The following is a 17,368-nucleotide window of genomic DNA, read 5'->3' as shown; positions in this document are numbered from 1 at the left end:
CGGACGCCTTCTGGCGTCTCGGCGAATCGAGCATACCCATTTTTGGAAAGGCGGCAAGACTCAGACCGTGGTGCCTCCGTCGACCACCACGGTCTGGCCGGTCATCCAGCTGGCCGCCGGACTCGACAGAAAGACCGCCAGCCCGGCGATATCGTCGGGCTCGCCCAGGCGGCCCATGGGCGTGCGCGCGATGGCGGCCTTTTCGGCCTCGGGATTCTCGTAGAGCGCGCGTGCGAAATCGGTCTTCACAAGGCCCGGCGCGATGCCGTTGACGCGGATGCCGTGCTTGCCGTTCTCCACCGCGTAGTTGCGCACCAGCTGGATGTCGGCGGCCTTCGAGATCGTGTACGCGCCGAGCACGGTCGACCCGCGCAGCCCCCCGATCGAGCTGACGACGACGATCGCGCCGTCGCGCTTCGCGCGCATATCGGGCAGCACCATCTGGATCAGCCAGTGGTTGGAGAGCACGTTGTTCGCCAGCGTCTTCTCGAACATCCCGTCCTCGATCGTGTCGAGCGAGCCGTAATGAGGGTTGGAGGCGGCGTTGCAGACCAGGATGTCGATCGGGCCGAACGCATCGTGCGTCCGGTCCACGAGCTGCCTGAGCGCGTCCTTGGACGAAATGCTCGCCGCGATCGCCACCGCCGATCCGTCGCCGCATTCGTCGTTGATCGCCCGCGCGACCTCCTCGCAGGCATCCTGCTTGCGGCTGGAAATGACGACTTTCGCGCCGCGCCGGGCGAGATGTTCGGCTATCGCCCGCCCGATACCCTTCGACGAGCCGGTGATGACGGCAGTCTTGCCGGAAAGGTCGAACGGATCGGTCATGGCTGTATCTCCCTGTGCGTGAGAGATACCATGTGTTCGAAAAGGCGGCGATGCAAGCGCCGGCGTGACCGCTCAGGCGGCGACCACTTCCTGTTCGATCTTGCCGAACACCGTATGGCCAGCCGCGTCGCGCATTTCGATCGAGACGGTGTCGCCGGGCTGCATGAAGCGCGTTTTCGGCGCACCGTCGGCGATCGTCTCGATCATGCGGATTTCGGCGATGCACGAATACCCTGCCCCGCCTTCGCTGACCGGCTTGCCCGCACCGCCGTCTTCGCCCTTGTTGCTGACCGTGCCCGAGCCGATGATCGTTCCGGCGCATAGGTTGCGCGTCTTCGTCGCGTGCGCGACGAGGTCGGCCAGGGTGAAGGTCGCCTCCTGCGCGGCGTTCGCGCGGCCAAACGGCTCGCCGTTGTAATCGACCATCAGCGGCAGGTGGATCAGGCTGTTCGACCAGGCTTCGCCCAACTCGTCAGGCGTTACCGCGACGGGGGAGAACGCGCTCGCTGGCTTGGACTGGAAGAACCCGAAACCCTTGGCGAGCTCGTCGGGAATCAGGCCGCGCAAGGACACGTCGTTGACCAGCATCAGCAGCTTGATGTGGCCCGCCGCCTCCTCGCTCGAGACGCCCATGGGCACGTCGTCGACGATGCAGGCGATTTCGCCTTCCATGTCGCAGCCCCAGGCGGTGTCCTTTAGCGGGATCGGGTCGCGCGGCGCGAGGAATCCGTCGCTGCCGCCCTGGTACATCAGCGGATCGTGGTAGAAGCTTTCGGGCACCTCGGCACCGCGCGCCTTCCGTACGAGCTCGACATGGTTGATGTAGGCGCTGCCATCTGCCCACTGATAGGCGCGCGGTAGCGGCGAGGCCGCGTCGTGTTCGTGAAATCGCTGGCAGGGGACGGCCTGGTGCTCGACATCGCGGTAGAGCGCCTCGAGGTAGGGCGCGACGCGCTCCCAATCGTCCAGCGCGGCCTGCATCGTGGGCGCGATGTTGTCCGCCGCGCAGTAGCGCGTGAGGTCCTTGGAGACGACGACGAGCTTGCCGTCGCGGCCGTGCTTCAGGCTGGCGAGTTTCATGGGTGGATCAGCTCCCTTCGGGGGTATCGGGCTGGTTGTCGGGGTGCGCGCGCTCGAAGGCGGGGAGGGCCAGGCACGCGCGCTCGATTGCGGTCATGCGGGGAAAGGCGGAAAAATCGAAATCGAACCGGTGCGCGTTGTACATCTGCGGGACCAGCACGACTTCGAACAGGCCCGGCGCATCGAACAGGAAATCGCCGATCCCCAGCTGGGCGAGCCGCTGCTCGACGGGCACGAAGGTCTTGGCGAGCCAGTGACGGTACCAGGTGTCGATCTCGTCCTGCGAGTGGCCGAGCGGGTCCTTCAGGTACTTCAGTACCGGCAGGTTGTTCACCGCGTGGATCTCGCTGGCGATGCCGTAGGCGAGTTCGCGCACCGTGAAGCGGTCCTCGGTGTCCGCCGGCAGCAAGGGCCGGTCGGGATAGGCCTCGTCGAGCCATTCGAGGATTGCAAGCGACTGGGCGCGGTCGCGGCCAGCGGCCTCCAGCATCGGCACCCCGGCGAAGGGGTTTCGCGCCCGGTATGCCGCGCCGCGCTGCTCGGACTTGAGCAGGTTGACCGGCTCGATCGCGTAGTCGAGTCCCTTCAGGTTGAGCGCGATGCGCAGCCGGTAGCTGGTCGAACTGCGAAAGTAGGCGTGGAGCCGCATGGCCTCTCCCTATGGCCGGTTGCTTGTGAAACCAACCCCGCGCGGGCGGCGCCGGTCCCTCAGAATGCCGGGATCCCGGTGATCGCGCGGCCGAGGATCAGCGCGTGGACATCGTGCGTGCCCTCGTAGGTGTTGACCGTTTCGAGGTTCACCATGTGGCGGATCACCTGGTATTCACCGCTGATCCCGTTGCCGCCGTGCATGTCGCGCGCCTTGCGGGCGATATCGAGCGCCTTGCCGACGTTGTTGCGCTTCACGATCGAGATCATCTCGGGCGCGAAATCGTGCGCGTCCATCAGCCGGCCGACACGCAGGCTGGCCTGGAGACCCAGCGCGATTTCGCTCATCATGTCGGCGAGCTTGAGCTGGTAGAGTTGCTTGGAGGCGAGCGGAACGCCGAACTGGTTGCGGTCGAGCCCGTACTGGCGCGCGGCCTCGAGGCAGAACTCGGCCGCGCCCATCGCGCCCCACGAAATGCCGTACCGCGCGCGGTTGAGGCAGCCGAACGGACCCTTCAGCCCCTGCACCTCGGGCAGCAGCGCGTCGGCGCCGACCTTCACCTCGTCCATCACGATCATGCCGGTCGTGCTGGCGCGCAGGGAAAGCTTGTTGTCGATCTTGGGGGCGGAAAGGCCGGCCATGCCCTTTTCGAGCACGAAGCCGCGGATACCGTCGCCATGGGCCTCGCTCTTGGCCCAGACCACGAACACGTCGGCGAAGGGCGAATTGCTGATCCATGTCTTCGAACCGGACAGCGAATACCCGTCACCGTCCTTCTTGGCATAGGTCCGCATTGAGCCGGGGTCCGATCCGGCGTCGGGTTCGGTCAGGCCGAAGCAGCCGATCAGCTCGCCGCTGGCGAGGCCGGGCAGGTATTTCCTGCGCTGTTCTTCCGATCCGTAGGCGTGGATCGGGTACATCACGAGGCTCGACTGCACGCTCGCCATCGAGCGGTAGCCCGAATCGACCCGCTCGATCTCGCGGGCGATCAGCCCATAGGCGACATAGTTTGCACCTGCCCCGCCGTATTCTTCCGGAATCGTTGCGCCGAGCAGCCCGGCGCGCCCCATCAGCGGGAACAGTTCGGGCGCGTCGATTTCCTCGGCGAACGCCTCGATCACGCGAGGTTGCAGTTCACCTTGCGCGAAGGCGTGCGCGGCATCGCGGATCATGCGCTCCTCCTCGCTCAATTGAGCGTCGAGGGCGAACGGATCCTGCCAGTCGAATGATGTCATGCGTGCTGCCTTCGCAGGGCTGCGCGTGCGGCGCAAGCCCGGCGATAGGTGCCGCCCGGTCAGGCCGCCGCGAGTGCTTCCTGCATGGTGGCGATGATGCGATCGGGCGGGCAGGGCTTTGCGAGCGCCCGGGCGCGGGGGAAGCGCTCCGACACTTCGTCCGGACCGACGTTGCCCGAATGGAAGATGACCGGGACATTCGCCGCGATCAGCTTTTCCGCCAGCGGGTAGACTTCGCCATCGTCGAGCTTGATGTCGAGGATCGCGAGATCGGGCTTGCGCCGGTCGACCGCTTCGCTGGCCGATTGCGCCGTGTCGTATGGCCCCTCGACCTCGAAACCCGCTTCCTCGACCGTATCGCACAGGTCGAAACCGATGATCAGCTCGTCTTCGGCAACAAGAACGCACTGGGACATGGGATAAATCTCCGGGTGGCACGGAACGCGACCGGGATTAACTTTTGCTAGCGTGAAAGGTTCCGCTATCGTGCTCCGAAGCGCCGCTCGAACGCTTCGAGATCGCCCGCAGCGAGCAGCTTCGCCTGTTCGACCCACGAATCGCGCCGGATGCGTCCCTGGAAGCGGCCGAGCCGGGAATCGATTCGGTCGATATCCGCCTCGCTCCAGGCCGCAATCTCGGCAAAGCGTGTCACGCCCAGTTCGCCCAGAGTGGCCGCAAGCTTCGGCCCCAGGCCCTTGATCCGGGTCAGGTCGTCGCCGCCGGCAGAGGCGATCTGCGTCTCTTCCGCTGCGGCCGACACCGCTACGCCGACGCCGCCGATCGCATCGGGCGTCGCGGGCGGCAGCGGGGTGGCGGACGAGGTCGCGGCCGGCGGCGCGTCGATCAGGGCCTGGTTGCGCGCAGCCCGGGCGGCACCTTCGTCGAGCGTGTCGCGGCGATCGACCGCGACCCGGGTGCGGCGCGTCGCCATGACGATCCACCACAGCACGACGAGCGCGATGAGCGCGCCGACCACGATCAGCGGCCAGTTGGCGGAAACGAATGCGTTCATCAGCGGAGTTCCTCGGGTTTCGGGGTCGCCATGGGTTCGTTCGGCTGTTCGAGATTGCGGCGGAACAGTACGCGGTCTTCCGGGCCGAACCCGTAGCGCCAGATCACCGCGCCATAGGCGAGGAGGATCGCCGGAATGCCGAAGGCGAGTTCGGCCCATTCGGGCAGCTGAACGGCGACCCAGCCGACGATGATCGCGGGCGCGGCAGCCCAGACCAGCGCCCAGCGCCAGTTATTGATCCGTTCGCCGAGTATCCGCGCAAGCAGGCGCGACTTGACGATCGAGGCGGTGCCGAGCGCCAGCATCAGGGCTGCGGCCGCGCCGGCGGCCTTGTAGTTCTCGCCCAGGCCCACCCGCTCGATTGCAACCATGGCCGCGACGGTCAGCGCGCCCTGGAGGGCGATCGTGGCGACCGAGATGACGAGGTTCCTGACCCGTGCGACATAGATCAGCGCCGCTTCGGACACGACCGCGGTCGCGGCGACGACCTCGGCCGCGAGCAGGAACGCAAGCGCACCGGTGCCGCCGACGAAGTTCGGGCCGACGAGCCCCATCACGCCTTCGCCCGGGATGCCGAGCGCGAGGGCGATGCCGGCTTGCGCGGCGACAATCCAGAAGCCCACCTGGCAGACCTGCCTGGCGATCGCGGGATAGTTCCTTTCCTTCAGGTTGCGCGTGATCACCGGTCCCAGGATGGGTTCGAAGCTGGTCTTGAGCTTCTGCGGCAGCGAGGCGACCTGCTGCGCGACGTAATACACGCCCACCGCGCTCGGCACGGCGAACAGGCCGAGGATGAAAATGTCGAGCCGCCGGGTCCCCCATTCGATGGCGTCGGCCGTCGCCAACGGCATGGCGCGCACGGTCAGCCGGCTCATGGTCCTGAGGTCGGGGCGCCAGTGCCGTGGCAGTCCGTAGGTCCTGAGGAACGACCACAGTCCCGTCGCCAACCCCGCGTAGATCGAGGCGAGATAGGCCATGGACAGGCCCGATTCGGGAATGATGAAATAGAATGCCCCCGCCGATATCGAGAGCGTCCAGGGAAGCACGATCGACCGCGCGCGCACCGTCGTCCCGATGTCGAAGCGATAGGCCTGCGCCGCCAGGACGATTTCGGTCAGCGCGTAGCCCGGGATCGCGAGCACGATCAGAAGGTCGAGTTCCGAATACTGCCCGCTCGGGAACAACGGCGCGGGCACGAGCCAGAAGAACGCCCCCGCCGCCAGCCCGGCGAGAGCGGCAACGATCATGCCGTCGAACACGACATTGGCGGGGTGGGTGTCGGGCGCGTCGCTCAGGCGCTGGGCGAGGCCGCGCTTCTCTCCCATCGAACAGACCAGACCGATGATCTCGACCACGACCAGCGCCGAAGCGTAGCGACCCAGCGCCGCCGCGCCGTAGAGGCGCCCGGCGATGAACAGGAAGGGAAGCATCCCCGCCAGGCGGATGAGAAAACCGAAGAAGTTGGTGCGGCCGCCCTTGGCGAGGGCGGCGATGTCGCCCTGATCCGACCGCGGCGCTGCCGTGTTCACGCGTCGGTTTCCGAGGCGAGGGGGCGGGCGAGCAGTTCGGCGACGATTTCGCGCGCGGGTGCGCCGTGCAGCAGGCGATAGACGGCGGTCACGATCGGCATCGCGATGCCGTGCCGGGCAGCGAGTTCGGTCAGCACCGGCGCGGTATGCGCGCCCTCGGCCACCGTGCGCCGATCGGCCATGAGAGCTTCCGGGTCGCCGCCTTCGCCCAGCGCCTTGCCGAGGCTGAAATTGCGGCTGGAGGTCGACGTGCACGTCAGTACGAGATCGCCGAGGCCGCATAGCCCGGCGAGGGTGTCGCGTTCGGCCCCCAGCGCCTCGCCGAAACGCATCATCTCGGCATAGCCGCGCGCGATAAGCGCCGCGCGGGCATTCTGGCCCAGGCCGAGGCCATCGACCACGCCGCAGGCGATGGCGAGGACATTCTTGACGGCCCCGCCGATCTCGGCGCCGGTGACGTCGTCCGAGTAATAGGGCCGGAAGGCCGGGCGAGCGATGGCGGCGGACAGCCGGTCCCACTGCGCTTCGCCGCCCCCGCAGGCGAGGGTCACCGCGGTCGGCAGGCCCTGAGCGACCTCGTGCGCGAACGTCGGGCCGGACAGCACGGCGATTTCGGAGGCCGGTGCTGCCGCGCGCGCCACGTGGTTCATCAAGCGCCCGGTTCCGGCCTCTATCCCCTTGGAACAGAGGACGAGGTCGCGCGGGTGGGCGGGCATCGCCGCGAGCACTGCCCCCATGTGCTGGGCGGGCGTCACCACCAGCAACCCGTCGAGCGGTGCCATTTCCGCCAGTTCGCCGGTCGCGCGGATCGAGGGCGCCAGCGCGGCCGAAGGGAGGAACAGGCTGTTGGTGCGCGCGGCGTTGATCTCGTCGACCAGTTCGGGCTCGCGCGCCCACAGCAGGACTTCGCGCCCGTCAGATGCGAGCATCTGGGCGAGCGCGGTACCCCACGCTCCCGCGCCCAGCACACCGAGCCTCATGCCTTAACTCCCGCGCCGCGCACGGGCTCAGCGGCGGGGTCGAGCGGCCAGCGCGGACGAGCGGAGACGTCGAGCGGGTCGGCCTCCATCCCCGCCGCCAGCCGCTCGTGACCGGCCCACGCGATCATCGCCGCGTTGTCGGTGCAGAGTGCGGGCGGCGGCGCCGAGAAGGCCAGCCCGCGTGCCTCTGCGAAACCCTCGAGCGATGCGCGGACCGAAGCATTGGCGGCGACGCCGCCCGCGACGACCAGCGAACGCACCGGTGCGATCCCGTCGAGCGCGCGCGTCAGCCGGTCGACGATGCAATCGATCGCGGCCTGCTGGAAACTCGCCGCGATGTCGGCCGGCGCGTACCTGCCGCTCTCGTGTGCGCGCAGCACCGCGCTCTTGAGGCCCGCGAAGCTGAAATGGGGCTCGGCGCTGCCGAGCAGTGGGCGGGGGAGGGGGACGGCGGCGCGGTCGCCTTCCCGTGCCAGCCTCTCGACCGCGGGACCGCCCGGAAAGCCCAGGCCCAGGATCTTGGCGGTCTTGTCGAAGGCTTCGCCCAGCGCGTCGTCGATCGTCGTCGCGAGCCGGCGGTATCGTCCCACGCCCTCGACCAGCAGGACCTGGCAATGCCCGCCCGACACCAGCAGCAGCGCATAGGGAAAGGCCAGGTCCGGATCGGCCAGCCGGGGCGAAAGCGCGTGCCCCTCGAGGTGGTTGATCGCGAGCAGCGGCACCTCGCCCGCCATCGCCAGCGCCTTGGCGCTGACCAGTCCGACCATGACCCCGCCGATCAGCCCTGGCCCGGCGGTCGCCGCGACGGCATCGAGATCGCCGAGCGCGACGCCGGCATCGTCGAGCACGGCCGCGATCATCGGCGCCAGCCGCTCGGCGTGGGCGCGGGCCGCGATCTCGGGAACGACGCCACCGTAGGGCGCGTGCGCCTCGTCCTGGCTGGCAATGCGCTGCGCCAGGATCGTGCGGTCGTCCGCGACCAGCGCGGCCGCGGTTTCGTCGCAACTCGATTCAATGCCCAGGACCACGCCCATCCCGCTTTCCCTTAGGGATTTGCTTGGCTACGGCAAGCGCCGCCCGATGACCGACACGCCCAAACTTCGCCTCGGAACCCGCCGCTCGCCGCTTGCCATGGCGCAGGCCAGGGAGGCGCGCGACCGGCTATGCGCGGCGCACGGGTGGGCGGAATCCGCCGTCGAACTGGTCCCGGTCGTCGCCAGCGGCGACCGCATACAGGACCGCCCGCTGGCCGAGATCGGCGGCAAGGCGCTGTGGACCAAGGAACTCGACGCCTGGCTCGACGAGGGCCGGATCGACGCCGCGGTCCACTCGCTCAAGGATGTCGAGACACATCGGCCGGATTTTCTCGCCATCGCCGCGGTGCTTCCGCGGGCGGACGTGCGCGACGTGCTGGTCGGCGCGTCGAGCATCGCGGGCATCCCGCGCGGTGCCCGCGTCGGGACCAGCGCGCCGCGCCGGGCCGCGCAGATGCTCCATCGCCGGCCAGACGTGACCATCGTGCCCTTCCGCGGCAATGTCGCCACCCGGATCGCCAAGCTTGCGGCGGGGGATGCAGACGTCACCCTGCTCGCCGCGGCCGGGCTCGACCGGCTGGGGGAAAGCGGCGTCGGCACTCCGCTCGAACTCGACGAATGGCTCCCGGCGCCATCGCAGGGGGCGATCGGGATCGAATGCCGCGCCGAGGACGAGCGCGTGCGCGGCCTGCTTGCGGCACTCGATCACGAGCCCAGCCGCGCGGCGGTTGAGGCCGAGCGCGCGCTGCTCGCCGCGCTGGGCGGTAACTGCCATTCTCCCGTTGCGACCCTCACCCGCGGCGAAGACCCCAGTATCGCGCTGACCGCCGCGCTCTACAGCGCCGACGGGGCCGAGAAGGTGGAGGGGACAGCGACCTTCGCGCCAGGGGATGCGCGCGGACCGGCCCGGCTCGCCGCCGACCTTCTCGCGCGGGCGACACCGGGTGTCGCCGCGCTGTTCGCCGGGAGCGAATGAGCCGCCCGCTGGTCATCCTGCGGCCCGAGCCGGGCTGTTCGCAAACGCTGGCTGCCGCCCGCGAACGCGGCCTCGAAGCGACCGGCGCGCCGCTGTTCGCGATCGAGCCGGTGGCCTGGAACCCACCCGACGCAGATACGGCTGACGCACTTCTTGTCGGCAGCGCGAACGTGTTCCGCCACGGCGGAGGCGCGCTTGACGCGGTTCGCCCGCTGCCCGTCTGGGCGGTCGGCGATGTGACCGCCGCCGCCGCGCGGGACGCGGGCTTTTCGGTCGAGCGGACCGGGCGAGGGGGCTTGCAGTCGCTTCTCGCCGGGGCCGCTTCCGGGATGACCCTGCTGCGCCTTGCGGGCGAGGTCCACGTCGATCTTGCGCCCCCGGCGGGGGTCGCGCTGGTCGAACGCGTGGTCTATCGGGCCGTACCCTTGCCGCTCGACGCTGCCGCGGCGGGAATCCTGCGAGGCGGCGCGGTGGTGCTGGCCCATTCCGCTGAGGCCGCACGGCATCTCGCAAGCGAGTGCGACCGCCTCGCCATTGCACGTGACCTGGTCGCGGTCGCCGCGCTCGGGGCGCGCATCGCGGTTGCCGCCGGACCGGGATGGCGCGCGGTCCGCGTCGCGCCGGAGAACACCGATTCCGCCCTTCTGGCCTTGGCTGCCGACATGTGCCATTGACCGCTCGGGGGCACCGGGATCACCGGTCCGACAACGGGAAGCGAATGGTAAACAGCACATCCACGGGGCGGGCCCGCCCTTCCGTCAAACCGGTCCTGTTTGCGGTGCTCGCGTCGTTCCTGCTCGGCGCCTCGCTGGTGGGTTACCTGTCGTGGCGCGGCTATTTCGCCACGAGCGATCCCGTGGAAATCGATTTCGACAATGGTCCGGTCGCGCTCGAAAGCGCGGCGCCCGAACCCAGCCCGACCCCCAGCGCGAGCGAATCCGCCAAGGCCGCCGCCGCGGTCGAACGGGTCGAGCAGACCCAGGGCGGGCTGGACCAGCGCCTCGCCGCCGCCGAGCAGCGTATTGCCCGGCTCGATCTCCAGGCACAGGCCGCCGCCGGCAACGCCGCGCGGGCCGAGGGGCTGCTGATCGCCTTTGCCACGCGCCGCGCGATCGAACGCGGAGCCGAGCTCGGCTATCTCGGCGACCAGCTCCGCCTGCGTTTCGGCGATGCGCAGCCCAATTCGGTGCAGACGGTTATCGACTTCGCCCGCGATCCCGTCACGCTCGACGTCCTGCTCGCGCGGCTCGACGGTCTCGCCCCTGAACTCAAGGCGACGAGCAAGCAGCCGACTTTCGCACGACTGCGTAACGAGCTGGCGAGCCTGTTCGTGATCCGGCGCGAAACCACGCCGTCGCCGCAGCCCTCGCGCCGGCTCGAACGGGCGCGGATGTTCCTCGAGAGCGGGCGGGTGGACAAGGCAATCGGCGAAGTCGAGCAGCTGCCCGGGGCGGACAACGCCAAGAAGTGGCTCGCCGATGCGCGCCGTTACGAGCGGGCGCAGCGCGCGCTCGACCTGATCGAGACGACCGCGGTGCGCGAGCCTCGGCGCCTGCGCGATGGCGAGGGGCGGGCGATCGAGCAGCCGGGGCCGGCCGAGAGCGCCGATCCGGCCTGATCCGCTTTGCCGCTGGCGCCAGCGGCGCCAGGCCCCATATGCGGCGTTGATGGTCGCGCAGCCCAGCCTCTTTGCAGCACCGCCGGTGGTGCCCGGTCTCGTCGTCGTCGAGGAAGCGATTGACGCGATCGAGGAGCGTGTGATCGAAGCGCACGTCGATGCCGCGCCGCTCGCGCCGTTCCAGTTCGGGCAATGGGAAGGCAAGCGGCTGACCGCAAACTACGGGTCGGCCTACGACTACCAGCGCGCCCGTCCCGTGCCGGCCGAACCGCTACCCGATTGGCTCGAGAACCTGCGTGACCGGCTCGCGCCGCTGCTCGGTCGCGATGCCACGGCCTTCGTCCAGGGCCTGCTGATCCGCTATGATCCGGGCGCCGGCATCGGCTGGCACCGCGACCGGCCCCAATACGGCGAGGTCATGGGGCTGTCGCTGTCGGCACCCGCCGTTTTGCGCTTGCGGCGGAGACTGCCCGAGGGGGGCTTCGAGCGGCGGCGCGTCGATCTGCCGCGTCGCTCGCTCTACCTGCTGAGCGGGGAAGTCCGCGACGGGTGGGAGCACTCAATCGCGCCGCTGGACGTCACCCGCCGGAGCGTGACCCTGCGGACGATGCGCCCTGGCCCGTGACCACTCCGTAGAGGTCATGTGCGTCGGCGTCCTCGACGAGGACCTGCGCGAAATCACCCTGCCTGAGCGAAGCGGGGACGTTGCGCAGGAACACCTGCCCGTCGATCTCGGGCGCGTCGGCCTGGCTGCGCGCGGTGGCGCCGATGTCGCCGTCCTCGTCCGGCTCGCCCACTTCGTCGACGATCACCGGTAGGGTGCGGCCGACCTTGGCGGCGAGCCTGGCGGCGCTGATCCGCTCGGTTACTTCCATCAACCGGGCATAGCGTTCCTCCTTGACCGCCTCGGGCACGGGGTCCGGCAGGTCGTTCGCCTGCGCGCCCGCCACCGGCTCGAAGCGGAAGGCCCCGACCCGGTCGAGCTGGGCTTCCTCGAGCCAATCGAGCAGGTAGGCGAAATCGTCCTCGGTTTCCCCGGGAAAGCCGACCACGAAGCTCGACCGGATAGTCAGGTCGGGTGCGATCGCGCGCCAGGCCTTTACCCGCTCGAGCACCTTCGCCTCGTTCGCGGGACGCTTCATCGCCCGCAGCACCTTCGGGCTCGCGTGCTGGAAGGGGATGTCGAGGTAGGGCGTCAGCAGCCCCTCCGCCATCAGCGGGATCACCGCGTCGACATGGGGGTAGGGATAGACGTAGTGCAGGCGGACCCACGGCGTGTCCCCCTCGGGCGTGCGCAACTGGCAGAGCTCGCGGGCGAGGTCGGTCATGTGCGCGCGGACCTCGCGCCCGTGGAACTGGCGCGGCTCGTGCCGGATGTCGACGCCGTAGGCGCTGGTGTCCTGGCTGATGACCAGCAATTCTTTCGTTCCGGCGGCAACCAGTTTTTCGGCTTCGCGCAGGACCGCGTCGATCCGGCGGCTGGCGAGCTTTCCGCGCAGCTGCGGGATGATGCAGAAGGCGCACGAATGATTGCAGCCTTCGGAAATCTTGAGGTAGCTGTAGTGGCGCGGGGTCAGCTTGACGTCGGGCTGCGGGATCAGGTCGACGAACGGCCCCTGGCTCGGCGGGGCGGCTTCGCGCACGGCTTCGACCACGGCCTCGTACTGGTGCGCGCCGGTTACCGCGAGCACCTGCGGGAAGCGGGCGCGGATCAGATCGGCCTCCTCGCCCATGCAGCCGGTCACGATGACCCGGCCGTTCTCCGCGATCGCCTCTCCGATCGCCTCGAGGCTTTCTTCCTTAGCGCTGTCGAGGAAACCGCAGGTATTCACCAGCACGACGTCGGCACCGGCGTAGTCCGGGCTCATCGCGTAGCCATCGGCGCGCAGCGAGGTGAGGATGCGCTCGGAATCGACGAGCGCCTTGGGACAGCCGAGGCTGACCATCCCGACTTTCTTCTGGTCGGGGATCGTGGAGATGGTGGGGGACGTCATTGCGGGCGCGCCCCTACACCTCAATCGGCGATTGCGCTACACCGCACGAAGATAACACGCCGCTTGGGGAAAGGGTCGCACCGTTGGGACCGGTCAACTGGATCGCCGTCTTTGCCGCAGCAGCCGTCGCGGGCGGGCTCGCGCTCGCCTGGTTCGGGCCGCTGTTCGGGCGCGAAAAGAAACGCAAGGTCGCGGGCAACCGGGTGATGGTCCGCTCCCGTCCCGAACGGATCGCGGCCTTGTCGGCCATCCTGCTGCTCATCACCGCGACGATGATGGGCCATCTGTTCGCCCGTACCGGGGCGGATACCCTGGCGGCCAAGCCCTGGCTCTACTTCATGATGAGCGGCGGACTGGCGATCGCTTTCGTCATACCGGCGTTGTGGATCAGCTTCAGCCATATCCGCGTCCCCACCCGCGTCGCGCTGATCGACGCCGGGTACTGGCTGGCCGCCTACCTGGCGATGGGCCTCGTCTTCTTTCTGCTGGCCTAGTCGCCGTTGAGAGTGGGGCGGATCTCGACGATCACGTCGCCGGCCTGGAGCGGGCCGCATTCCCAGTACCCGCAGGCCTCGTCTCCGCGATAGACCCTCAGGCCCCTTCCGCCTCCCGCCAGGTTGTCGATCGGCTGGCCGACTTCCTCCGGCGCGACCGGCCGTTCGACGAGCTGCACGCGCCCGCCATAGGAGGCGAGATCGGCCATGTAATCGGCGATATGCGTGCCTTGCGCGCTCCCGGCGAGGAGAAGGCCGGTAAAGCGCACCGGGTTGATCACGTTGTCCGCGCCCGCCTGGCGCGCGAGAAGCTCGTTGTCCGCCGCGCGCACGACGACGCTGATCGGGACCCTGGGGGCGAGGTGGCGCACGGTGAGCACGATCAGGATCGAGCTGTCGTCGCGTCCAGCCGACACCAGCACCGTGGCAGCCTCCGCGATACGTACCGCGTTGAGGTTTTCGTCCCGGGTGGCGTCAGCCTCGATCACGTTGCAGCCGAGCGCCTCGGCCTCGGCGAGCCTTTCCGCGGATGGATCCATCACCACGATGCATGAAGGATCGGTCCCGCGCTCGATCAGTTCGTGCACCGCTTCCGAGCCGGAAATCCCGAAGCCCAGGACCACGATATGGTCCCTGAGACGTTCCTGAATGCGCGCCATGCGCCACTTCTCCCAGCTTCTCCGGATGACGAAATCGTAGGCCGCGCCAACGAAGATGAACAGCACGGCGAAACGGATCGGGGTGACGATCACCGCTTCCACCAGCCGCGCCCGGTCGGAAATCGGCGCAATATCGCCGAAGCCCGTGGTGGTGATCGAGATCATCGTGAAATAGACGACGTCAAGAAACGTCACGTGTCCGTCGAGGTTGTCGACGAGGCCCTCGCGGTCCCACCAGTGGATCATCACCACCATGAACACCAGTCCCAGCGCGAGGCCGAGGCGGATGCCGAGGTCGGCCCAGACCGGCACCTTGACCGCCCGCCGCAGCGGCTGGAACCGCGGGCCGACGTAGTTGCGGCGCGGGCCTTTTGCCTGCTGGCTCATCGCGCGAGCACGCCTGCCGGGTCGACCGGCTTGCCGTTGCGGCGGATCGCGAAGTGAACCTCGGTCCGGGTTGCGCTGCCCGAATTGCCGGCGAGGCCGATGCGCTCGCCGGCCTTCACTACGTCGCCCATCGCCACCGTGATCCTCGCGAGGTGTCCGTAGGCGGACTTCCAGCCGTTGCCGTGATCGACGGTGACGAGCCGGCCTAAGCGTGGGTCGCGTTCCGCAATCCCGCTCACCGTCCCGCTTGCCGCCGCGCGCACCATGTCGAGCGGGTTGGCGGCGTAATCGATCCCGTCGTGTCCCTTTCCGTCGGCGCGGACGGCGTATCCGAGCAGCACGCTTCCGTCGTGCGGCGCGCGAAAATACGGCTGCGGCGGCGCGTCCGCGAGCGGACCTGCCGCGGGCGCCTCGACCATCGCGGGGATGATCAGCTTCTGCCCCGACCTGAGCGTTCCCTTTTCGTCAAGGCCATTGGCGATGGCGATCCGGTCGAACGGCACGCCATAACGCCTGGCGATGGCGTAGCCCGTCTCGCCCGGCTTCACGCTGTGCGTGCGCTGCCGGGGGATGGCGAGCGTCTGTCCCGCCCGGACGACATGGGGTTCGCGAAGCCCGTTCGCTTCCGCGATGACAGGGGCGGGCACCCCGGCGCGTGCCGCGATCCCCGAAAGCGTTTCGCCCTCGGCGACGACATGGACGTTTTCGGTCCCCGGATCGGCAGCCCCGGTCGAAAGGAGCAGCGCCGCAAGCGCAAGGACCGGCCGCCACGCCATCAGCCGTAGCGTTCCGCGAGAGCGCCAAGCGAGGAGTGGTGGGTGAGGTCGAGCTGGAGCGGCGTGACCGCGACGTAGCCCTCGTCGATCGCCTCGAGGTCGGTTCCGTGGTCCAGCGTGTGCTCGATCGCTTCCAGCCCGAACCAGTAATAGGGATAGCCGCGCGGGTCGCGCCCCTCGACCACGCTGCCCCTCGAATAGTCATGAAATCCCTGCCTTACGACACGGATTCCATTGACTTTGTCCGCTGCGAGCGCGGGAAAGTTGACGTTGACGAGCGTGCGCCGGGGAAGCGGCGCGTCGAGCAGCGGGGCGAGCACCTTCGCCCCCCACGCCCGGGCCGCGTCGAACGGGACCGCATCGCCCATGCCCTCGGCCGCGTAGACCTGGCTCAATGCGATCGAGCGAATTCCTGCGAGCGCCCCTTCGATCGCGGCGGACACGGTGCCCGAATAGGTCACGTCGTCGCCGAGGTTGGCACCGCGGTTGACGCCCGAGAGGATCACGTCGGGCGGCCCGTCCATCACCTTGCGCAGGCCAAGCGTCACGGCGTCGGTCGGCGTGCCGGTCACCGAGAACCGGCGTTCGCCGTGCTTGCGCAGCCGTACGGGGCGGGTGAGGGTGAGCGAGTGACCCGCGCCCGACTGTTCCTCGCTCGGCGCGCAGATCCATATGTCGTCGGTGAACGCGCGCGCGATCTCCTCGAGCACTTCGAGGCCGGGCGCGTGGACGCCGTCGTCGTTGGTGAGGAGGATGCGCATCAGGCGGCCGGCTCCAGCGCTTCGAGCCCGCCCGCCAACGGCTTCAGCGCCTCGGGCACGCGCACCGAACCGTCGGCCTGCTGGTAGTTCTCGAGCACCGCGACGAGCGTGCGGCCGACCGCAAGGCCCGATCCGTTGAGCGTGTGGAGAAAGGCAGCCTTCCCGTTCTCGTCGCGGTAGCGCGCGTTCATGCGCCGCGCCTGGAAGTCGCCGCACCAGCTCACCGAGCTGATCTCGCGGTAGGCGCCCTGGCCGGGCAGCCAGACCTCGAGGTCGAAGGTCTTCTTCGCGCCGAAGCCCATGTCGCCCGCGCACAGCAGCATCGTGCGGTAAGGCAGGTCGAGCCGCTCGAGGATCGCTTGCGCGCTGCGCAGCATATGCTCGTGTTCGGCCTCGGCGTCTTCGGGACGGCAGATCGAGACGAGTTCGACCTTGTCGAACTGGTGCTGGCGAATGTAGCCGCGGGTGTCGCGCCCGGCCGATCCGGCTTCGGAACGGAAGCAGGGGGTTAACGCCGTTAGCCGCATCGGCGCGTCGAGATCGACGATCCGCTCGCGCACCGAGTTGGTCAGGCTGACCTCGCTTGTCGGGATCAGCCAGCGACCGTCGGTGGTCGCGAACGAATCCTCGGCGAACTTGGGAAGCTGGCCGGTACCGAACATCGCCTCTTCGCGGACGAGGAGCGGGGTGGCGCACTCGGTGTAGCCGTTCTCGCCGGTCTGCACATCGAGCATCATCTGCGCAATCGCGCGCTGGAGGCGGGCCATCTGTCCGCGCAGGAACGTGAAGCGCGCCCCGGCAATCGCTGCGCCGGTTTCGAAATCGAGGCCGAGAGCGGGGCCGATGTCGGCGTGTTCCTGCGGCGCGAAGGCGAAATCCCGGCGATCGCCCCACGTCGCCACCTCGACGTTGCCGTCCTCGTCCTCGCCCTCGGGCACGTCGGCGGCGGGCAGGTTGGGAAGCGCGGCGAGCAGTTCGTCCTGCGCGCGCGCGGCGGCGCGTTCTTCCTCCTCGACCGCAGGCAGATCGACCTTGATCCGCGCGACTTCGGCCTTGAGCGATTCGGCGGCGTCCTTGTCGCCCCGGCCCATCGCCGCGCCGATCGCCTTCGACGCTTCGTTGCGCCTGGCGAGCATTTCCTGCGCGCGGGTCGCGGCCGCGCGGCGGACTTCGTCGAATGCCAGTATCCTGTCCGCCATCGGTTCGACGCCGCGCCGGGCGAGGGCTGCATCGAAGGCTGCGGGGTCTTCACGGATGAGCCGTATGTCGTGCATGGCCGGGGCCTATGCCCGACCGTCGTGGCGAGAGCAATGCGGGAACCTGCGCCGCCTCCGGCGGTAATGCTGGGAAGCGCAA

Annotated in this window: 19 protein-coding genes; 5 read left to right on the top strand and 14 right to left on the bottom strand. The window is 68.9% G+C overall.

All coding sequences use genetic code 11. From position 1 onward, the window contains the following. Positions 1 to 60 precede the first annotated feature (60 nt). The 9 genes from N0B51_RS08110 to tsaD all read right to left on the bottom strand — a co-directional run bounded on the left by N0B51_RS08110 (position 61) and on the right by tsaD (position 8,347). Complete coding sequence (locus N0B51_RS08110) at positions 61 to 828, bottom strand: SDR family NAD(P)-dependent oxidoreductase (protein WP_259961803.1); 768 nt, start codon at positions 826 to 828, stop codon at positions 61 to 63. A gap of 72 nt (positions 829 to 900) precedes the next feature. After that, a complete protein-coding gene (locus N0B51_RS08105; RefSeq protein ID WP_259961802.1) occupies positions 901 to 1,908 on the bottom strand; it encodes a fumarylacetoacetate hydrolase family protein in 1,008 nt (335 codons plus the stop codon). 7 nt (positions 1,909 to 1,915) lie between these two features. Next, the gene (gene maiA, locus N0B51_RS08100) at positions 1,916 to 2,557 is read right to left on the bottom strand and encodes a maleylacetoacetate isomerase (protein WP_259961801.1); all 642 of its coding nucleotides are present in this window, start codon (positions 2,555 to 2,557) and stop codon (positions 1,916 to 1,918) included. Between the two features lie 59 nt (positions 2,558 to 2,616). Then, positions 2,617 to 3,792 (bottom strand): acyl-CoA dehydrogenase, encoded by a 1,176-nt coding sequence (locus N0B51_RS08095; protein ID WP_259961800.1) that lies wholly within the window; start codon positions 3,790 to 3,792, stop codon positions 2,617 to 2,619. Positions 3,793 to 3,851: 59 nt separating this feature from the next. Further along, the gene (locus N0B51_RS08090; RefSeq protein ID WP_259961799.1) at positions 3,852 to 4,208 is read right to left on the bottom strand and encodes a response regulator; all 357 of its coding nucleotides are present in this window, start codon (positions 4,206 to 4,208) and stop codon (positions 3,852 to 3,854) included. Positions 4,209 to 4,273: 65 nt separating this feature from the next. After that, the gene (locus N0B51_RS08085) at positions 4,274 to 4,804 is read right to left on the bottom strand and encodes a helix-hairpin-helix domain-containing protein (protein WP_259961798.1); all 531 of its coding nucleotides are present in this window, start codon (positions 4,802 to 4,804) and stop codon (positions 4,274 to 4,276) included. Further along, a complete protein-coding gene (locus N0B51_RS08080) occupies positions 4,804 to 6,333 on the bottom strand; it encodes a lipopolysaccharide biosynthesis protein (RefSeq protein ID WP_259961797.1) in 1,530 nt (509 codons plus the stop codon). Before N0B51_RS08080 ends, N0B51_RS08085 begins: the two co-directional genes overlap by 1 nt. Further along, positions 6,330 to 7,313 carry an NAD(P)H-dependent glycerol-3-phosphate dehydrogenase gene (locus N0B51_RS08075; RefSeq protein ID WP_259961796.1) on the bottom strand — a complete coding sequence of 328 codons (984 nt, stop codon included), beginning with the start codon at positions 7,311 to 7,313 and terminating at the stop codon, positions 6,330 to 6,332. The genes N0B51_RS08080 and N0B51_RS08075 overlap by 4 nt, the downstream gene beginning before the upstream one ends. Further along, positions 7,310 to 8,347: a tRNA (adenosine(37)-N6)-threonylcarbamoyltransferase complex transferase subunit TsaD gene (tsaD, locus tag N0B51_RS08070; RefSeq protein ID WP_259961795.1), complete on the bottom strand. Its 1,038-nt coding sequence runs from the start codon at positions 8,345 to 8,347 to the stop codon at positions 7,310 to 7,312. The genes N0B51_RS08075 and tsaD overlap by 4 nt, the downstream gene beginning before the upstream one ends. A gap of 46 nt (positions 8,348 to 8,393) precedes the next feature. On the opposite strand from tsaD, the gene hemC reads away from it, so the two are divergent. From hemC to N0B51_RS08050, 4 genes are all read left to right on the top strand, one after another. Next, complete coding sequence (gene hemC / locus N0B51_RS08065) at positions 8,394 to 9,323, top strand: hydroxymethylbilane synthase (RefSeq protein WP_259961794.1); 930 nt, start codon at positions 8,394 to 8,396, stop codon at positions 9,321 to 9,323. Further along, positions 9,320 to 9,997, top strand: coding sequence for a uroporphyrinogen-III synthase (locus N0B51_RS08060; protein ID WP_259961793.1), 678 nt, complete (start codon positions 9,320 to 9,322; stop codon positions 9,995 to 9,997). The genes hemC and N0B51_RS08060 overlap by 4 nt, the downstream gene beginning before the upstream one ends. A 104-nt stretch (positions 9,998 to 10,101) precedes the next feature. After that, positions 10,102 to 10,941, top strand: a complete 840-nt coding sequence (locus N0B51_RS08055) for a mitofilin family membrane protein (RefSeq protein WP_259961792.1) — start codon at positions 10,102 to 10,104, stop codon at positions 10,939 to 10,941. A gap of 49 nt (positions 10,942 to 10,990) precedes the next feature. Then, positions 10,991 to 11,566 carry an alpha-ketoglutarate-dependent dioxygenase AlkB gene (locus N0B51_RS08050; RefSeq protein WP_259961791.1) on the top strand — a complete coding sequence of 192 codons (576 nt, stop codon included), beginning with the start codon at positions 10,991 to 10,993 and terminating at the stop codon, positions 11,564 to 11,566. On the opposite strand, the gene rimO is transcribed toward N0B51_RS08050, so the two are convergent. Continuing rightward, positions 11,520 to 12,935, bottom strand: a complete 1,416-nt coding sequence (gene rimO / locus N0B51_RS08045; RefSeq protein ID WP_259961790.1) for a 30S ribosomal protein S12 methylthiotransferase RimO — start codon at positions 12,933 to 12,935, stop codon at positions 11,520 to 11,522. The two genes, N0B51_RS08050 and rimO, sit on opposite strands and share 47 nt — an antisense overlap. Before the next feature lie 83 nt (positions 12,936 to 13,018). Between rimO and N0B51_RS08040 the strand changes: the two genes are divergently transcribed. Further along, positions 13,019 to 13,429: a DUF1761 domain-containing protein gene (locus tag N0B51_RS08040; RefSeq protein ID WP_259961789.1), complete on the top strand. Its 411-nt coding sequence runs from the start codon at positions 13,019 to 13,021 to the stop codon at positions 13,427 to 13,429. Here the strand turns inward: N0B51_RS08040 and N0B51_RS08035 are convergent. Genes N0B51_RS08035 through serS form a run of 4 tightly spaced genes read right to left on the bottom strand, consistent with a single transcriptional unit; the run spans position 13,426 to position 17,286 of the window. Next, a complete protein-coding gene (locus tag N0B51_RS08035; protein ID WP_259961788.1) occupies positions 13,426 to 14,475 on the bottom strand; it encodes a potassium channel family protein in 1,050 nt (349 codons plus the stop codon). The two genes, N0B51_RS08040 and N0B51_RS08035, sit on opposite strands and share 4 nt — an antisense overlap. Then, the gene (locus tag N0B51_RS08030) at positions 14,472 to 15,251 is read right to left on the bottom strand and encodes a M23 family metallopeptidase (protein ID WP_259961787.1); all 780 of its coding nucleotides are present in this window, start codon (positions 15,249 to 15,251) and stop codon (positions 14,472 to 14,474) included. The genes N0B51_RS08035 and N0B51_RS08030 overlap by 4 nt, the downstream gene beginning before the upstream one ends. After that, complete coding sequence (surE, locus tag N0B51_RS08025) at positions 15,251 to 16,012, bottom strand: 5'/3'-nucleotidase SurE (protein WP_259961786.1); 762 nt, start codon at positions 16,010 to 16,012, stop codon at positions 15,251 to 15,253. The genes N0B51_RS08030 and surE overlap by 1 nt, the downstream gene beginning before the upstream one ends. Then, entirely contained in the window at positions 16,012 to 17,286 is a 1,275-nt protein-coding gene (gene serS / locus N0B51_RS08020; RefSeq protein ID WP_259961785.1) for a serine--tRNA ligase, read from the bottom strand. The genes surE and serS overlap by 1 nt, the downstream gene beginning before the upstream one ends. Between the last annotated feature and the right edge of the window lie 82 nt (positions 17,287 to 17,368).

Source organism: Tsuneonella litorea, assembly GCF_025154015.1.
Taxonomy (GTDB): Bacteria; Pseudomonadota; Alphaproteobacteria; order Sphingomonadales; family Sphingomonadaceae; genus Tsuneonella; species Tsuneonella litorea.
Note: the sequence above shows the minus strand (reverse complement) of the source record. Positions and strands in the feature narration are given on the sequence as shown.